Below are 12,691 nucleotides of genomic sequence, written 5' to 3'. Positions count from 1 at the left end.
CCAGCGTTATCCGCCCACATCCTCGCTAACCCACGCCCTGTAGGAGCGTTGTTACTCCAGCAACTTGCGCAAATCGGCATACAGCGAATCGCTGATCTCCACGCCCTCGGCGAGGCTGCGCTGACGCGCCGCGAAACGCCGTTGGGACGGCAACCGCGCGCCCATGTCGACGATGGACTCGAACAGCGTCTCCGCGCGCGCCAGATGCTGCGCGGCGTCCGCGCCCAGGAAGCGCGCCGGGTCCAGCGCGATCAGCAGCTCGCCGTGGTGTGGCGAGGACCTGGTGCCCTCATCGAACACCGTGGATTCCGCACTGGTCAGGTCGCCGATCAGCGGGCCGGCGATCAGCTCGACCATGGTCGCCAGCGCCGAGCCCTTGTGCCCGCCGAAGGTCAGCATGGCGCCGTCGAGCACGGCGCTCGGATCAGTGCTGGGGTTGCCCTGCGCATCGATGCCCCAGCCCAGCGGAATGGCCTTGCCCTCGCGCTCGTGCAGCTGGATTTCCCCACGCGCCACCACCGTGGTGGCGAAGTCGAAGACATACGGGTCCATGTCCCCGCGCGGCCAGCCGAAGGCGATGGGGTTGGTGCCGAACAGCGGCCGCGTCCCGCCCGCTGGCGCCACATAGGCCTGGGCCGGGGTGACCGCCAGCGCGACCAGGCCCTGGGCGGTGATCCGCTCGATCTCCACCCACAGCGCCGAAAAGTGCACGCAATGGTTGATCGCCAGCGCCGCCAGGCCCTGGCTGCGCGCCTTCTCCACCAATTTCGGCAGGCCGAGGTCGAAGGCGCATTGCGAGAAGCCGCCCTTGGCGTCCACCCGCACCAGTGCCGGCGCGGGCTCGGACAGTTCCGGCACGGCATCGGGCACAACCTTGCCGGCGCGCACGGTGTGGATACAGCCCAGCAGCCGCCATACGCCGTGAGACGTGCAGCCATCGCGCTCGCCCGCCAGCACGGTGGCGGTCACCGCCTGCACGTGGGGTTCGCTGAAGCCGTTGTGGCGCAGGATCGCCAGCGACAGCTCACGCAGTTCATCCAGGGTCAGTCGGGTCACAGCTCACTCCTTGGGGGGGACAGCCACACAAGCATGGCGGAGACCGCCAGCGCCACTCGCTACTTTGCCGTTTCAGGGCCGACGCTGCTTGCTCCCTATCCTTCGGCGGGACGACGAAATCGGCATAGCCAGGACAGGCGGGGCCCATCGTTCGAGCGCGCGCCGTACACCCTGAATATTCGCCTGCTCGATCAGAACATTTACAGCCAGCCAGCACGAATACCTGACTGAAGAATCCCCGCAACGCCGCAGCACTCCTGACAGAAGTAAAACCCCCTTCAAACTTCTCGAAAGCCCCCGCCTGCCGCCTCGACAAGACCACTTGGGAACCATTGAGCCCGCTTACCCTTTCTTCAAACAAGAAAGGCGCAAAGCCAGTTCCAGTTCCCTTTCCACGAATAACCTTCTATCCAGAGCACATCCATGGAAAACATTCCCGTAAACACCCGTTCGCAAAGTTACTCCCGCTGGGAAAGCTCGTCGGCAGGCAACAGCCTGTATGCCAGCTCCGCAGCGACCCAAGCGGTTGCCACCACCATCACCGGCGCCTTCGACCTGTACGGCCCAGCCGCCGCCGACCTGACCAACGGCGCCACCACCAGCATCTCCCGTCTGACCTTCCACGGCACCGGCACCCCCGGTGAACTGATCAACGTCATGGCCGTTGCCATCGGCGCCGACGGCAAGGCGTCGGACATCTCGATCCACCTCGGCACCGCCCTCGTGCAGCAGAACGGCACCTGGCAGCTCAGCGCCAACCAGCAGCTCCCTCAGGGTGCCTACGACTTCCATGCCGGGTATGGCCCCACGGATGGCAATGCCTTCCACCTGGTCATCGACCGCTCCGCCGGCTTCCCTGCGCCCCAGCCACAACCGGAACCGCAGCCACAACCCGAGCCGCAGCCCCACCCGGAGCCGTCCCACGGTGACACGACCATCACTTCAGCCACCGACCACATCGGCCCGGTGACTGGCGAGCTCGCCAACGGCGCCACCACCGACGACACCCGCCCGACCTTCCACGGCACCGGCACGCCAGGGGATCTGATCCACCTCAGCGCCACCGCCATCGGCGCCGACGGCAAGGCTTCCGGCCCGATCCTCGGCCTGGGCACCGCACTGGTCCAACAGGACGGCACCTGGCACTTCACCGCGCCTTACGCCATCCAGGAAGGCACCTACGACTTCCGCGCCGGCCAGGGCCTGCTGGAAGGCGATGCGTTCCGCCTGGTCATCGACCGCTCCGCGACCATGCCTCAGCCGCAACCCGAACCCGTTCCGCAGCCTGACCCGCAGCCGCTGCCGGAGCCGCCCCATGGCAACGCCAGCATCACTGGCGCCGTCGACCACGTCGGCCCGGTCACCGGCGAACTGGCCAGCGGCGCCACCACCGACGACACCCGCCCGACCTTCCACGGTACCGGCGCCCCCGGTGAGCTGCTCAACGTCAGCGCCATCGTGATCGGCGCAGACGGCAAGGCCTCCGGCGCCATCCTCGGCCTGGGCATTGCCCTGGTGCAGCCGGACGGCACCTGGCACTTCAATGCTCCCTATGCCCTCCAGGAAGGCACCTATGACGTCCACGTCGGTCGTGGCGGCATCGAAGGCGAGGCTTTCCGACTGACCGTCGACAGCCATTCTCCGCTGCAGGCGAACGCCGGATTCGATGCCCAGCACAGCCTCCAACTGATGGGCCAGCAGAGCCTTGAGCTGAACCTGAGCGCACTGGCTCCCCAGGCCGGAGCGAATCAGGCCAAGGCGGCCTTGCCCTCGATGGGCAGCGTTCTGGAGACCGGGCACGCGAACCTGACCTTTGCCGGTGACGCAGGCAGCCCCAACCAGGCAGGCTCGACCCCGCACTACGGCGCGATGGACGTGCGCCCGATGCTGATCGACGAGTTGTCCGTCCACCACGCCGTGATCTAAGCCACGGCCGCGCAGCGGGTCGCCCTCGGGCAGCCCGCTGCGACGCTTTGCCACTCCCCCGGCCGGCTTCCCGTCCGCTTCCCACCCGGGACGAAGACCGGCAATCCCGGCCACCAGCGCTTCGGCCCGGTCCCGACCATCCGGTCGTCCGAAGGATTGGCCCCACGTTGCTTGGGCCAATCAGGAGCTTCGGGTAAACTTCCGCATCTTTGCCTTCTCATAACGATCAGCCTGATGCCCACGACGTTTCACGAGATTCCCCGCGCGCGCCCTGCCACGCCCCTGCTCGACCGCGCCAGCACGCCGGTCGAGCTGCGTCGCCTGGGCGAGGCGGAGCTGCTGACCCTCGCTGACGAACTGCGCCAGTACCTGCTGTACAGCGTCGGCCAGACTGGCGGGCACTTCGGCGCAGGCCTGGGCGTCATCGAACTGACGGTCGCCCTGCACTACGTCTTCGACACCCCGGACGACCGTCTGGTGTGGGACGTCGGCCACCAGGCCTATCCGCACAAGATCCTCACCGGGCGCCGCGAGCGCATGGGCAGCCTGCGCCAGAAAGACGGCCTGGCCGCCTTCCCGCGCCGCTCGGAGAGCGAGTACGACACCTTCGGCGTCGGTCACTCCAGCACCTCCATCAGCGCCGCCCTGGGGATGGCCATCGCCGCCCGCATGCAGGGCTCGGGCCGCAAGTCGGTGGCGGTGATCGGCGACGGCGCACTCACCGCCGGCATGGCCTTCGAGGCGCTCAACCACGCGTCGGAAGTCAAGGCCGACATGCTGGTGATCCTCAACGACAACGACATGTCGATTTCGAACAATGTCGGCGGCCTGTCCAACTACCTGGCCAAGATTCTCTCCAGCCGCACCTACAGCAGCATGCGCGAAGGCAGCAAGAAGGTGCTCTCGCGCCTGCCCGGCGCCTGGGAGATCGCCCGCCGCACCGAGGAATACGCCAAGGGCATGCTGGTCCCCGGCACGCTCTTCGAGGAACTGGGCTGGAACTACATCGGCCCCATCGACGGCCACGACCTGCCGACCCTGATCGCCACCCTGCGCAACATGCGTGACCTCAAGGGCCCGCAGTTCCTCCACGTGGTGACCAAGAAGGGCAAGGGCTTCGGGCCGGCCGAGATCGACCCGATCGGCTACCACGCCATCACCAAGCTGGAGCCCGAGGGCGCCCCCGCCCACGCGGTGCCGAAGAAGGCTGGCGGGCCGAAGTACTCCAGTGTGTTCGGCCAGTGGCTGTGCGACATGGCTGCCCAGGACCCGCGCCTGGTCGGCATCACCCCGGCCATGAAGGAAGGCTCCGACCTGGTCGCCTTCGCCGACAGATTCCCGGACCGCTACTTCGATGTCGCCATCGCCGAGCAGCACGCCGTGACCCTGGCGGCCGGCATGGCCTGCGACGGCGCCAAGCCGGTGGTGGCGATCTACTCCACCTTCCTGCAGCGCGGCTACGACCAGCTGATCCACGACGTCGCGGTGCAGAACCTCGACGTACTGTTCGCCATCGACCGCGCCGGCCTGGTGGGCGAGGACGGCCCGACCCACGCTGGCAGCTTCGACCTCTCCTACCTGCGCTGCATCCCCGGCATGCTGGTGATGACCCCCAGCGACGAGAACGAACTGCGCAAGCTGCTCACCACCGGCCATCACTTCGAAGGCCCGGCGGCGGTGCGCTACCCGCGCGGCACCGGCCCCAACGCTCCCATCGAGGCGGCGCTGGAACCGGTAGAGATCGGCAAGGGCGTGGTTCGCCGTGAAGGCAAGGCCGGCAAGGTCGCCTTCCTGGTGTTCGGCGTGCAACTGGCCGAAGCGCTGAAAGTGGCGGAGCAGTTCGATGCCACGGTCGCCGACATGCGCTTCGTCAAGCCGCTGGACGAGGAGCTGGTGCGCCAGCTGGCCGCCAGCCACGAGCTGCTGGTGACCCTCGAGGAGAACTCGGTGATGGGTGGCGCCGGCGCCGCCGTCAGCGAATTCCTCGCCCGCGAGAACCTCCAGCAGCCGATCCTGCACCTGGGTCTGCCGGACTACTACGTCGAGCACGCCAAGCCCGCGCAGATGCTCGCGGAGTGCGGGCTAGACGCCGCCGGCATCGAAGCCTCGGTGAAGGCGCGCCTGGAGGCCCTCGGCAAGCGCTGAGACCGATCGGCGCATCCCTCCCCGGGAGTATTGCCAGTGACGGGCGCACCGACTAAGGTGCGCCCGTTTTCGTTCGAGGTAACGGGAAGCAGGTGAAAGACCTGCGCTGCCCCCGCAACGGTAACCGACGCGCCCCTGACGGAGCGCAGCATCGCCATCCGCCACTGCACAAAGCGGGAAGGCGGCGATGTGACGTCGGCAGCCCGGAGACCGCCCTCGACACGCCCCGACAGGTGTTGCGGAGGGCCGCACCGTCAAGTGCGGCCTGCCGCCCTTGCCACGCCCTCCTCGAAAGTCATCCGACCGCTTTTGAGGACGCTCCATGAAACTGACCCGACTCGCCCTGGCCACCAGCCTGCTGCCCGGCCTGGCCTTCGCCGCCGACGACATCTACCGGCTCTCCGACCAGGTGATCACCTCCGCACGCCAGGCCCAGCCGCGTGCCGAAGCCACTTCGGCCAACAGCGTATTCACCCGTGCCGACATCGAGCGCCTGCAAGTGCGCAGCGTGCCCGCCCTGCTCGCCCGTGTGCCCGGCGTGCAGATGGGCAGCTCGGGCGGCGTGGTCTCGTACTCCGTGCGCGGCACCAGCACTGCGCAGACCCTGGTACTGGTCGACGGCCAGCGCGTCGCTTCGGCCAGCAGCGGCATCGCCCGCCTGGACTACCTGAGCATCGACAGCATCGAGCGCGTCGAGGTGACCCGCGGCCCGCGCTCCGCCCTGTACGGCGCCGACGCCATTGGCGGGGTCATCCAGATCTTCACCCGTCGCGGCGAAGCCGGCCTGCACCCCGAAGTGCGCCTGGCTGCCGGCAGCCACGGCACCTTCGAACGCAGCCTGAGCCTGTCCGGCGGCGACGAGCAGACCCGCTACAACCTCGGCGGCAGCCTCGACGAGAGCCAGGGCTGGGATCGCACCAGCGACAACGTCGGCGCCGACAACGATCACGACGCCCAGCGCAACAAGGCCGTGCACCTGAACCTGGACCATCGCTTCAGCGAGGACTGGAAGGCCGGCCTGAACCTCAACGACCAGCGCGGCAAGAACGAATACGATGACGCCTACAACTTCGAGCCGGGCTCGCCCCGCGACGAATTCCGCGTCAGCAGCTACAGCGCCTACCTCGACGGCCAGATCACGAAGATGTGGAACAGCCACCTGGAACTGGGCCGCAGCTTCGACCGCAACAAGGCCGTGGGTGCCGCCGACAGCTGGAACAACGGCACGCTGGAAACCACCCGCCACTCGGCGAGCTGGATCAACCGCCTGCAACTGGACGACGCCAACCAGCTGGCGCTGGGCACCGACTGGTACGAAGACAAGGTCGACGGCACCACCGCTTTTGCCGACGACCAGCGCAGCAACCGCGCCTTCTTCGCCCAGCACAGCTTCAAGGGCGACAGCTTCGGCACCGAGCTGGGTATCCGCCACGACAACAACCAGGCCTACGGCAGCCAGAACAGCTGGAACGCCGCCTTCAGCCTGCCGGTGGGCGACAGCCAGACCTGGATCGCCAGCTACGGCGAAGGCTTCCGCGCACCGACCTTCAGCGACCTCTACTACCCCGGCGCGAGCAACCCGGACCTCAAGGCCGAGACCTCGAAGACCTACGAACTGCAATGGCGCGGGGACTTCTCGGGCACGCACCTGGAAGCCTCGCTGTACCGCACCGAAATCGACGACATGATCGCCTGGGACAGCAACAGCAATCAGCCGGAGAACATCAACAAGGCACGCATCAATGGCTTTGAGGCCAGCGTCGCCCGCGACGTGCTGGGCTGGCAGGCCGCGCTCGGCCTGAGCCTGATCGACCCGCGCGACCGCGACACCGGCCACACTCTGCCGTATCGCGCGCGCCGCACCCTGAGCCTGGACCTGGATCGCCAGTTCGGCGCCATCGGCCTCGGCGGCACCTGGCGTGCGGTCAGCCAGCGCTACGACGACGCGGCCAACACCCGCGAGCTGTCCGGCTACGGCGTGCTCGACCTGCGCACCAGCTGGCTGGCCAGCGACGAGATTCGCTTCGACCTGAAGCTGGATAACGCCCTGGACCGCGACTACACCCTGGGCGACTACCTGCGCCCGACCAGCCCGATGGACTTCATGGGCGAAGCACGCCCCTACCGCGAGCCGGGTCGCACCGCGCTGCTGGCGGTGACCTGGACGCCGGAGCTGTAAGGCCTGGCGCATTTGTAGGATGGCGTGGAGCGCAGCGATACCCATCGGCCCTTGCACCGACCACATGGGTATCGCCTGGGCTCCACCCATCCTACGTTCGAGGCTCCGTGAGCCTGTAGGAGCGTGCCATGCCCGCGATCACGCCCAGGGGGCGCTCCTACAGGGAGCGTCAGTTTCGTAGGGCGCATAACCTGGAACAGGTTATCCGCCGCACGTTACTCCGGCGGATAACGCTGGCGCGTTATGCGCCCTACACCCACCCAGCCATCGGTGTGGGGATGAGGTCAGCCCAGAACCCCCGCCATCCGCCCCAGCTCCGCGCAATCCTGCGCGTGCCAGTCGGTCAGCTCGGGCCAAGGGTTCTCTGGCAGGTTCACCAATGCGCTGTGCGCACCGGCGGCGCGGGCGCAGTCGAGGTCGAAGCGGTAGTCGCCGACCATCAGCATTTGCTGCGGCGCCACGTCCCAGCGCGCGGCCAGGCGCAGCAGGCCGTCCGGGCTGGGCTTGGGGTCTGCCTCGCCACGGCCGAGAACATCCTCGGTCAGGAAGCAATCACCGATGCCAATCGCAGCCAGCGTGATCAGCGCCAGCTCATGGGCATTGCGGGTGAGGATGCCCAGGCGGTAGCCGGCGCCATGCAGCGCCCGCACCAATTCGACCGCGCCAGGGGCAGCGGTGGAAGCCACCGCCAGCTCGCGCTCGTGCTCCAGCAGCCAGGCATGCTTGGCCGCCGCCTCATCCTCCGGCAACGCGGCCAGGTGGGTGAGGATGTCGTGCTCCTGGGGAATCCCCAGGGCCCGCTTGATTGCCGGGAAGTCATGCACCGCCAGGGTCAGGGTGCCGTCCATGTCGAACACCCAGTGGCGGATGCCTTCCAGCGTCATGCCCAGTCCTCGCGGCGGCGGATCAGGCCTTCCTGGGTCGAGGAGGCGACCAGCTGGCCGTCACGGTTGAAGATGCTGCCGCGCACGAAGCCGCGGCCATTGCCGGCCCACGGACTGTCGATGGCATAGAGCAGCCACTCATCCGCGCGCAGGTCACGGTGGAACCACACGGAATGGTCGATGGTGGCGACCTGCATGTCCTTCTGCCACACCGAGCGGCCGTGGGGCAGCAGGGAGGTGGTGAGGAAGCCGAAGTCCGAAGCGTAGGCGAGGATGTACTTGTGCAGCGCCGGGATGTCCGGCAGCTTGCCGTCGGCGCGCAGCCAGAGGTACTTGACCGGCTCGCCGACCTCGGGGTCGTACGGGTCGTTCTCGGTCACCGGACGGATTTCGATGGGCTTGGGGTAGAGCAGCTTGTCGCGGATACGCTCAGGGAACTGCGCGGCGCTGCGCTTTTTCAGTTCCTGATCGGTCGGCAGATTCTCCGGGCCGACCACGTCGGGCATGGCGATCTGGTGTTCGAAGCCTTCCTCGTCGGTCTGGAACGAGGTGCTCAGGGCGAAGATCGGCTGGCCTTTCTGGATCGCGGTGACGCGGCGGGTGCTGAAGGTGCCGCCGTCACGCACACGGTCAACCTGATAGACGACCGGCTTGCTGGCGTCGCCCGGGCGCAGGAAGTAGCCGTGCATCGAATGCACGTGGCGCTCCGGCTCGACGGTCTGGCTGGCCGCCGACAGCGCCTGGCCGAGTACCTGCCCGCCGTACAGCTGGCGGAACCCGAGGTCCTGGCTCATGCCGCGGAACAGGTTCTCTTCGATCTGCTCCAGGCTCAGCAGAGCCACCAGGTTGTCCAGGATCTGGGTCATGCGCGTTGTTTCCTCAATTGCGGTCTTGCTGAAGTGGGAGTCGGCGTGGCGACGGATAAGCGGGAAGACTGCTGAGGCGTTCGTCCCAGACCGCGCGGCCGATGGTGAAATGATAGAGGCTGACCGGGCAGTCCGGACCACCGCCGAGCAATTCGTCCAGTGCCGGGTCGAAATAGCAGCCGATGCCGGTGCCCGACAGGCCCGCCGCCTCGGCTTCCAGGTAGAGCAGTTGGCCGACCTGTCCGGCTTCCCAGTACAGGCGCGGGTAGGTCCACGCGCCCTCGGTCAGCGCGGCATCAAGATCAGTCAGCATGGCGAAAGCGACGCAGCCGTCGCTGGCGATGTCCTGCCCGCAGGAGAGGAACGCCGACAGCCCGCGTGCGTCGCCGGACAGCAGGCGGTATAGCGGCACGCCGCTCTCCTCCACGCTCTGCCACAGGTAATCCTCGCGCAGCCCGCCCGCTTCGCGGCCACTGCGGCCGAGCCAGTACAGACCCGGTTCCAGGCCCTGGACGCGGTGGACGAAGAGCAGCAGGTCGATGCGCGCCGGCTCGCCGCTGCAGGCGAAAGGCACGGGCGAGCATTCGGGCATCAGGCGGCGCAGCCAGGCATACAACAGTTCGGCGTGAATGCCGCTGCGGCCGTCCATGGACTGCGCGCTGCGCCGTCGATGCAGGATCGGTCGCAGCGGCAGGCCGGGGTTATCCACAACCGTCTCAGGCTTCGGTGCGGACCAGTCATGGCCCGGCAGCGCGGGGGCACGGCACAGCTGATGCACCCGCTCCAGCTCCGGCCAGTGGCGATACTCCCGCGACAGCCGATTGGGCGTGCCGGCCAGGGGCAGCCCTGCAAGGCCCTTGAGCAACGTGCCGGGCAGCGGGAACTCGGCAGGCTGTGCCGGGCCGATCCACAGCAGCGCATCGGCGAACTCGTGCTCGCTGAAGCCATCGCGGTCAAGGCCGATCAGCGTATCCAATTGCGCTTCGGCGACGCCGCGCAGCAGACGCACTTCCCAGCCCTGGATCGCCGCGGCGATGTTAAGACAGGCCAGCGCGTGGCCGAGGTCGTGATTGCAGTAGCGGTAGGCACGCTCACCGTACTTCCAGGCCTCGCGCCAGGGAATGCTCGCCAGCGCCAGCAGGAACCCGCCGGCGGGCAACGCATCGTCGAGCTTTTCGGCCAGCGGCGCGGGCAGTTCGGCGCGCACCTCCAGCACATGTTCGTCGGCGCTGTAGTGCGCCAGCAGCGCGGCGTTATCCACAGCCCCGGAAGGCAGCAGCAGATAGGCTTCGGTCGGGTGCAGGTTGCCGCTCGACGGGTTGACCCGCAGCGCCCAGCGGCTGCCGCCGGCGTCCTTCCAGGCCGACAGCGCCAGGCTGTCGTAGAGCAGTTGCGAGACGCTGGCGAGGTTCAGCGGCGCGGGCGCGCCGAGGGGCCCCGCGAACACCTGGTCATACCCTGGCGACTCTTCCTGCGGCCGGTGCAGCAGCTCGATGCAACGTGCCCCGGCATAACGGCGGAAGGCGGCCGGCTGGGTCGCCCAGTCGAGCTGGCCGGGGCCGGGGGCGAAGCGCTCCGGACGATGGCTGCTCAGTTCGTGATAGGCGCGCACGCCTTCGCTCGGCGTCATGGGCGAGGAATCCGATAGAGCACATGCAGGCGCAGCGGATGGCCTTGCGGCAGGCGCGGATGCTCGAAGTCACCGGCTTCATCACGCTGCATCCCCAGGCGCTGCATCAGCCCCTGGGACGGCAGGTTGGCCGGCACGGTGAAGGCCACCACTTCCTCCAGCCGCAACTGCTCGAAGGCGAAGGCCAGCGCCGCGCGTGCCGCCTCCAGCGCATAACCCTGCCGCCAGTAGGCCGTGTTGAAGCGCCAGCCGATCTCCACCGCAGGAGTGAACGGCGCCTCGAAGGACACCCGCTGCAGGCCGAGCACGCCGATGAACGCTCCATCCTCGCGGCGCTCGACTATCCACTGGCCGAAGCCGTGCTCATCGAAGTGCTTGAGGATGCGCGCGGCCAGCAGGTCGCTGTCCTCGCGGCTCATGCAGGCGGGGAAGTGGCGCATTACCTCGGCGTCGGCGTTCAGCGCAGCGAAGGACACCAGGTCGTCATGGCGCCACGGCCGCAGCAGCAGGCGCTCGGTGGTCAGGCTGGGAAAATCCATGGGAATCATCGCGGATCAGCAAAGGTCTGCATGATACCCGGCGACGGGCCTGTAGGACGCAATCCGTCAGACGAGGCGCAATCGGTTCAGCAGGAAAGGCCCTCATCTGGTATTTTTCTCCTACCTCCGCTGTCGGTCACTGCCTTGACCGTGCTCACGCAGACAGCCGCGCCGCCATGGCGCACCGCAAAAAAGACCAAGGAACTCCCATGACGACCTCCACCACCGGACTGCAACGCAGTACGGCCCTGGTGCTTTTCGCATTGGCTGTCGGCGGCTTCGCCATCGGCACCACTGAATTCGCCACCATGAGCCTGCTCCCCTACTTCGCCCCGGCGCTGGGCATCGATGCCCCCACCGCCGGCCACGTGATCAGCGCCTACGCCCTGGGCGTGGTCGTCGGTGCGCCGCTGCTGGCGGTGCTCGGCGCGCGGTTGCCACGGCGTACCCTGCTGGTGCTGCTGATGGCACTGTTCGCCATCGGCAACGGCCTCAGCGCCCTGGCGCCGACCTACCACTGGATGCTGCTGTTCCGCTTCATCAGCGGCCTGCCCCACGGCGCCTACTTCGGCATCGCCGCACTGGTCGCCGCCTCCATCGTGCCGCCGCACCGGCGCACCGTGGCGGTCGGGCGGATGTTCCTCGGCCTCACCGTCGCCACCATCATCGGCGTGCCGCTGGCCAACTGGCTGAGCCAGGCCGTGGGCTGGCGCTGGAGCTTCGCGCTGGTGGCCGCACTCGGCGTGCTGACCATGATCTGCGTACGCGTCCTTGCGCCCTACTCGCCCGCCGAGCCGGACTCCAGCCCGCTGCGCGAGCTGGGTGCGCTCAAGCGCGGCCAGGTCTGGCTGACCCTGGGTATCGGCGCCATCGGCTTCGGCGGACTGTTCGCGGTGTACACCTACCTGGCCGACATCCTCGGCGCGGTAACCCACGTTTCGCCGAGCATCGTGCCGCTGATCCTGGCGGTGTTCGGCATCGGCATGACCCTGGGCAACCTGTTCATCCCGGTGCTCGCCGACCGCGCCGTGATGCCCACCGCCGGCGGCCTGCTGGTGTGGAGCGCGGTGGTGCTGGCGATCTTCCCGTTCACCGCGGGGAACATCTGGGCCATCTCGATCTGCGTGTTCTTCGTCGGCTTCGGCGGCGCCCTGGGTACCGTCCTGCAGACCCGCCTGATGGACGTCGCCGAAGACGCCCAGGGCCTGGCCGCGGCGCTGAACCACTCGGCCTTCAACTTCGCCAATGCGCTGGGCCCGTACCTCGGCGGCCTGGCCCTGGCGGCCGGCTACGGCTGGACCTCGCCGGGCTGGGTCGGCAGCCTGCTGGCCATCGGCGGCTTCGTGCTGTGGTCGGTCTCGGTGGCCACCAGCCGCAGCACGCGACGCGACACCGCGCTCTCCAACGAGGGCTGAATACGATGAGGGCCGGCGCAACGCCGGCCCTTTCGTCTGTGCGCCACGCCG

General features: G+C 68.0%; 9 protein-coding genes and 1 riboswitch. Of the genes, 4 read left to right on the top strand and 5 right to left on the bottom strand.

Going from position 1 to position 12,691, the window contains the following annotated elements; all coding sequences use genetic code 11:
* Positions 1-51: 51 nt before the first annotated feature.
* Positions 52-1,056, bottom strand: coding sequence for an Ldh family oxidoreductase (locus tag IB261_RS04170; RefSeq protein ID WP_192381524.1), 1,005 nt, complete (start codon positions 1,054-1,056; stop codon positions 52-54).
* Between the two features lie 423 nt (positions 1,057-1,479).
* Between IB261_RS04170 and IB261_RS04165 the strand changes: the two genes are divergently transcribed.
* From IB261_RS04165 to IB261_RS04155, 3 genes are all read left to right on the top strand, one after another.
* Positions 1,480-2,982, top strand: coding sequence for an Ig-like domain-containing protein (locus IB261_RS04165; protein ID WP_192381523.1), 1,503 nt, complete (start codon positions 1,480-1,482; stop codon positions 2,980-2,982).
* 234 nt (positions 2,983-3,216) lie between these two features.
* The gene (gene dxs, locus IB261_RS04160) at positions 3,217-5,127 is read left to right on the top strand and encodes a 1-deoxy-D-xylulose-5-phosphate synthase (RefSeq protein ID WP_081517223.1); all 1,911 of its coding nucleotides are present in this window, start codon (positions 3,217-3,219) and stop codon (positions 5,125-5,127) included.
* 54 nt (positions 5,128-5,181) lie between these two features.
* A riboswitch (cobalamin riboswitch) is annotated at positions 5,182-5,344 on the top strand.
* Positions 5,345-5,449: 105 nt separating this feature from the next.
* On the top strand, positions 5,450-7,306 hold the full coding sequence (locus IB261_RS04155; protein WP_081517222.1) for a TonB-dependent receptor domain-containing protein: 1,857 nt from the start codon (positions 5,450-5,452) through the stop codon (positions 7,304-7,306).
* A 284-nt stretch (positions 7,307-7,590) separates the two neighbouring features.
* Here the strand turns inward: IB261_RS04155 and IB261_RS04150 are convergent, their stop codons facing one another.
* The 4 genes from IB261_RS04150 to IB261_RS04135 are packed head-to-tail and all read right to left on the bottom strand — an operon-like array spanning position 7,591 to position 11,225.
* Positions 7,591-8,190, bottom strand: coding sequence for an HAD family hydrolase (locus tag IB261_RS04150; protein ID WP_192224596.1), 600 nt, complete (start codon positions 8,188-8,190; stop codon positions 7,591-7,593).
* The gene (tesB, locus tag IB261_RS04145; protein WP_081517220.1) at positions 8,187-9,056 is read right to left on the bottom strand and encodes an acyl-CoA thioesterase II; all 870 of its coding nucleotides are present in this window, start codon (positions 9,054-9,056) and stop codon (positions 8,187-8,189) included. The genes IB261_RS04150 and tesB overlap by 4 nt, the downstream gene beginning before the upstream one ends.
* A 13-nt stretch (positions 9,057-9,069) precedes the next feature.
* On the bottom strand, positions 9,070-10,686 hold the full coding sequence (locus tag IB261_RS04140) for a nitroreductase family protein (protein ID WP_192381522.1): 1,617 nt from the start codon (positions 10,684-10,686) through the stop codon (positions 9,070-9,072).
* On the bottom strand, positions 10,683-11,225 hold the full coding sequence (locus IB261_RS04135; protein ID WP_081517218.1) for a GNAT family N-acetyltransferase: 543 nt from the start codon (positions 11,223-11,225) through the stop codon (positions 10,683-10,685). Before IB261_RS04135 ends, IB261_RS04140 begins: the two co-directional genes overlap by 4 nt.
* A gap of 209 nt (positions 11,226-11,434) precedes the next feature.
* Here IB261_RS04135 and IB261_RS04130 point away from each other — a divergent pair, with 209 nt between their 5' ends.
* Positions 11,435-12,640: an MFS transporter gene (locus IB261_RS04130; RefSeq protein ID WP_192381521.1), complete on the top strand. Its 1,206-nt coding sequence runs from the start codon at positions 11,435-11,437 to the stop codon at positions 12,638-12,640.
* The last annotated feature ends 51 nt before the right edge of the window (positions 12,641-12,691 follow it).

This window comes from Pseudomonas sp. PDM20, from assembly GCF_014852575.3.
Lineage (GTDB): Bacteria > Pseudomonadota > Gammaproteobacteria > Pseudomonadales > Pseudomonadaceae > Pseudomonas.
The sequence above is the reverse complement of the archived record's forward strand: the minus strand, read 5'-3'. Positions and strand labels throughout refer to the sequence as shown.